The organism is Hyalangium sp., assembly GCF_035629615.1.
Lineage (GTDB): Bacteria > Myxococcota > Myxococcia > Myxococcales > Myxococcaceae > Hyalangium.
Genome location: NZ_DASPHO010000659.1, coordinates 1 through 4,188, shown reverse-complemented (window position 1 = coordinate 4,188; position 4,188 = coordinate 1). Strand labels below are relative to the sequence as shown.

The window sequence follows — 4,188 nt, the reverse complement described above, 5'->3', positions numbered from 1 at the left end:
TGATGCACATGGTGGCGTGGCTGGTGGTGCCGGCGCTCGTCTTCGGCTGGGGGGCCGCGCTCGCGTTCTACCTGGTGCGCATCTCGATGATGGGGTACGCGCTCTTCATCGCCTTCGCCCCGGCACACTTCCCGCGGGAGGCGGCCTTCCTGGCCAAGGAGATACAGAACAAGGCCGAGTACTTCCGCAAGGCGGACTTCATCCTCCTGCAGATGGTGACGACGGTGAACTTCCGGACGGGCTGGTTCGGGCGTCTGCTCTGTGGGGGCGTGGAGTATCAGCTCGAGCACCACCTCTTCCCCGGCATCAGCCACATCTACTATCCGCAGATGAGCCACATCCTCCGCAAGTTCTGCGAGGAGCACGGCTACCCGTACCGGAGCCTGGGCTGGTGGGAGGGCATCTGGAAGTCGCTGCTCGTCTTCCGCGAGCCCAAGCCCGTGGTGCCGCACCTGGCGGACCTGCGCCCGCTCAAGGCCGATGCGCTGGCGTCGGATGGGTTGGAGCTACCGGACAAGCAGCTGGTGGCCTGAGTGGCGCGGGTGGCGCGGGTCCGCCCTGCGGTGGCCCGCCCTCCGCCAGGAAGGAGTCGGAGCGCATGGTGAGGTTGGAGAGGACGGTGGAGGCCGCGGACGGCGTCGAGCTGGCCGTCACCACGTATGCGCCCGAAGGAAGGCCACCCGAGGAGGTGGCGCTGCTGCTGTCCGCCACGGGGGCGAGACAGGAGCGCTACGAGCCCTTCGCGCGTCACCTGGCGCAGGAGGGCTGGCAGGTCGTCACCTTCGACTACCGTGGCATCGGCCGCTCCGCGCGGCAGGAGGCGCAGCGGCGCACGGCCTCCATGCGAGCCTGGGGCGAGCAGGATCTGACGGGGCTCATCTCCTGGGCGCGGGGAGCGCTCGGGGCGAGGCGGCTGGTGGCGGTGGGCCACAGCATCGGCGGGCAGTTGCTTCCCTTCGCCGCCAACCACCGGCTGCTGGACGCGGTGGCCGTCATCTCCTCGCAGCGGGGATACTGGCGGCTGTGGCGCGGGTGGGAGCGCTACGCCGTGTGGAGCTTCTTCAAGCTCTACATCCCCCTGTGCCTGCGCCTCTTCGGCCGGGTGCCCATGTCCTTCGCCGGGCTGGAGGACCTGGAGCGGGAGGTCGCCCAGGACTATGCGCGCTGGGGCCTGTCGGAGGCCTACCTGTGGCCGGACGGAGAGCCGCGGGATGCGCGCTTCGCCGAGTGCACCTTCCCGTTGCTGGCGCTGAGCTTCGAGGACGACACCCATTACGCGCCGAGGCGGGCCGTCGAGGTGCTGCTGCGGGACTACTACACCTCGGCGCCGGCGCTATGGTGCCATGTCGAGCACGGCCGGCTGGGCCTCGCGGGCCTGGGCCACTCGGGCTTCTTCGAGGCAGATCGCTGTCCGCTGGGCTGGTGGTCGGACGTGTCGGTGTGGCTGCGTCAAGCCTCGGCCTCGTCCCTGCCCCTGCCCCGGCGTGAGGCCCGGGACGGGGTGCCTGCGCTGGCGTCCATCGCGACGCCCATCCTCCGTGCGCCCGCTTCCAGCCAGGCGCAGGGGCGCGTCTTGGAGGCCACGTCGCTGCCACGGGCCGGCTGAGGGCGGAACCGGCAAGGCGACGGGAAACGGAGACATGGACACTTTCTTCATGGAGCTGGCGCAGGCGCGCGTCCGGGTCGCGGTGGTGGGGCAAGGCCCGCGCACCGTCGTCATCGTTCCGGATCCACCCAACCTCATCGAGCACCACCACGAGTCCATCCAGCGGCTGGCGAGCGACCACCGCGTCATCTGCTTCGAACTGCCCGGCTTTGGCCGCTCGTCGCTGCAAGGCGGGGCGCGCTTCGGCTTCGCGCTGCAGTTGGAGGTGATGGGCGAGGTGCTCGAGCGGCTGGAGGCGAGGCGGGTGCTGCTGGAGATGTCCTGCCTGGGGGCCATGATGGGGCTGCGGCTGGCGCTGCGGCGGCCGGACCTGGTGGGCAGGCTGGTGCTGGCGCAGGTGTCCTCGCTGGCGCAGATGCAGTCATGGGCGCGAGAGACGGACGTGGGGGGCCTCATCCACACGCCGGGGGTGGGGCAGGTGCTGGTGGCCGCCTCGAAGTTCTTCATCGCCCGCCACTGGTACCGGGCGGCCCTGCCAGAGGGGGCCAGCGAGGCGCTCTACCAGCAGTACCTGCAGCCGACTCTGCGGACCCTGCGGGAGGGGGGGCGCTTCGAGTTGGCCTCGGCCTACCAGGCCGTGCGCCGCGAGGAGGAGGTGGACTACAGCGGCATCCACCAGCCCCTCCTCCTGCTGTGGGGCCGCGGGGACCGGACCCACGCGGCCACGCGGCCCCAGGCCTTGCTGGAGGCCCTTCCCCAGGCGCGGCTCGTCGAATATGAGGGGTGTGGGCATTTCCCTACTCTGGAAGACGTTGACCGCTACATTCACACACTGAAGGAGTGGGAACGCTCCCTGCCTGCCGTGACGCCCGCGACATGAGCTACCTGGTCACCGCGCTGTATGGGGTTGTGTTCAGCCTGACGCTTCCAGCCTGCTTCGTGGGGGGAGTGCTCGTCTACCTGGTGACGTGGCCGTTCGACCGGAATCGGCTGTGGATGCACACGTACGTGAGCCTCTGGGGTGCCTTCTACATGAGGGTGTGGCCGGGCTGGAGGGTGCGGGTAGAGGGGCGCGAGCGGGTGCCGGAGGGGGCATGCATCCTCGTGGCCAACCACCAGTCGGCGGCGGACATCTTCGCGGTGCTCTCCCTCTTGCGGCAGTTCAAGTTCGTGTCGAAGGGCTCGCTCTTCTCGCTGCCGCTGGTGGGGTGGTTGATGTGGATGGCGGGGTACGTGGCGGTGGAGCGGGGGCGTCCGCGCTCGATGCAGGAGATGTTGGAGCGCTGCCGGGTGTGGCTGCGGCGAGGCGTGCCGGTGCTGCTCTTTCCGGAGGGTGGGTACGCGCCGGAGGGCACGCGGCTGCCCTTCAAGCGAGGCCCCTTCCGGCTCGCGCTGGAGGAACAGGTGCCCCTGGTGCCCGTGGTGTTGGAGGGGACGACGGCGGTGATGGTGGGAGACGGGCCGTGGATGGGCGCGCGGGCCAAGGTGTGTGTGAGGGTGCTGCCGCCGCTGCCTGTGGAGTCGCTGGGGAGCGATGAGGGGGTGCTCGCCGAGCGGGTGCGGGCCCTTTACGTGGAGGCGCTGGCAGGGGACCTGCTGCTGCCGGACGACGCCTCGCTGGCCCGTCCAGGTTCCAGCTCGCGCGGTACGACCCGCATGCCACGGGCCGGCTGAGGGCGGAACCGGCAGGTCTCGGAGGGGCGAGCCCCTGTCTGATTAAAATCAGCTCGCGCCTGGGCCAGATGGCTCTGCTCGCCGTCCCCCTTTCGGAGGGCCCGGCTCAGACCTTGGCAGGAGGTGTCGGCCCGTCCGTGGATGCCGGCTGCTCGGAGCGTCCGTCTCCTATCGCCGGCTCGGAGCGCCCATCACCCCGGCCCTCCTTGGCGTTGGTGGAGGGCTTGAGCCGGGCCACACGTACGCGGTCGATGCGCGCGCTCTCCTTCGCCGCGACGGTGAACTGCCAGCCGCCATAGGTGAAGCGCTCGCCCACGTCTGGCAGGTGGCCCGCCAGGGACGAGAGGAAGCCACCCAGGGTGTCGAAGTCTCCCTCTGGCAGCTCGAAGCCGAAGATCTGGGTGAACCGCTCCACCTCCATGGAGGCGTCCACCAGGAAGCTGCCGTCCGGCTGCTTCTCGACCTGCTTCTCCTCCTCCTCGAACTCGTCCCCAATGTCGCCGACGATCTCGCGCAGGATGTCCTCCAGGGTGACGATCCCCATGAAGCCGCCGTACTCATCCACCACCATGGCCATGTGGATGCGCTTCTTCTGCATCTCCCGCAGCAGATCGCCGATGGGCTTCATCCACGGCACGAAGTTGGCCGGGCGGATGACATCCTGCAGGACGATGAGCTCCGGGTGCTGGAGCAGGGGGATCAGATCCCGCGCATGGAGCACTCCGACGATGTGATCCACGTCGTCCCGGTAGGCAGGGATGCGCGAGTGGCTCTCCTCCGCCAGCAGCCGCAGCACCTCCTCGGGCGGGATGGAGATGTCCACCGCGATGACCTCGGTGCGCGGCACCATCACGTCCCGGCAGCGCTTGTCGGACAGCTCGAAGATGGAGCGGATGAGCTGGGGGGCG

The 4,188-nt window shown here is 69.5% G+C and carries 5 protein-coding genes; 4 read left to right on the top strand and 1 reads right to left on the bottom strand.

Annotated elements, in window-relative coordinates; all coding sequences use genetic code 11:
- From VD972_RS33625 to VD972_RS33610, 4 genes are all read left to right on the top strand, one after another.
- A partial coding sequence (locus VD972_RS33625; protein WP_324992892.1) for a fatty acid desaturase family protein occupies positions 1 to 533 on the top strand: 533 nt, incomplete at its 5' end.
- Between the two features lie 65 nt (positions 534 to 598).
- Positions 599 to 1,606 (top strand): alpha/beta fold hydrolase, encoded by a 1,008-nt coding sequence (locus VD972_RS33620; RefSeq protein WP_324992891.1) that lies wholly within the window; start codon positions 599 to 601, stop codon positions 1,604 to 1,606.
- Between the two features lie 34 nt (positions 1,607 to 1,640).
- Positions 1,641 to 2,486 (top strand): alpha/beta hydrolase, encoded by an 846-nt coding sequence (locus VD972_RS33615; protein ID WP_324992890.1) that lies wholly within the window; start codon positions 1,641 to 1,643, stop codon positions 2,484 to 2,486.
- Positions 2,483 to 3,280 (top strand): lysophospholipid acyltransferase family protein, encoded by a 798-nt coding sequence (locus VD972_RS33610; RefSeq protein ID WP_324992889.1) that lies wholly within the window; start codon positions 2,483 to 2,485, stop codon positions 3,278 to 3,280. The genes VD972_RS33615 and VD972_RS33610 overlap by 4 nt, the downstream gene beginning before the upstream one ends.
- Positions 3,281 to 3,386: 106 nt before the next feature.
- Here the strand turns inward: VD972_RS33610 and VD972_RS33605 are convergent.
- A partial coding sequence (locus VD972_RS33605; protein WP_324992888.1) for a hemolysin family protein occupies positions 3,387 to 4,188 on the bottom strand: 802 nt, incomplete at its 5' end.

Bases quoted from the DNA above. Each gene is read 5' to 3' on its own strand.
- VD972_RS33620 (WP_324992891.1), top strand. From the start codon at position 599: ATGGTGAGGTTGGAGAGGACGGTGGAGGCCGCGGACGGCGTCGAGCTG.
- VD972_RS33615 (WP_324992890.1), top strand. From the start codon at position 1,641: ATGGACACTTTCTTCATGGAGCTGGCGCAGGCGCGCGTCCGGGTCGCG.
- VD972_RS33610 (WP_324992889.1), top strand. From the start codon at position 2,483: ATGAGCTACCTGGTCACCGCGCTGTATGGGGTTGTGTTCAGCCTGACG.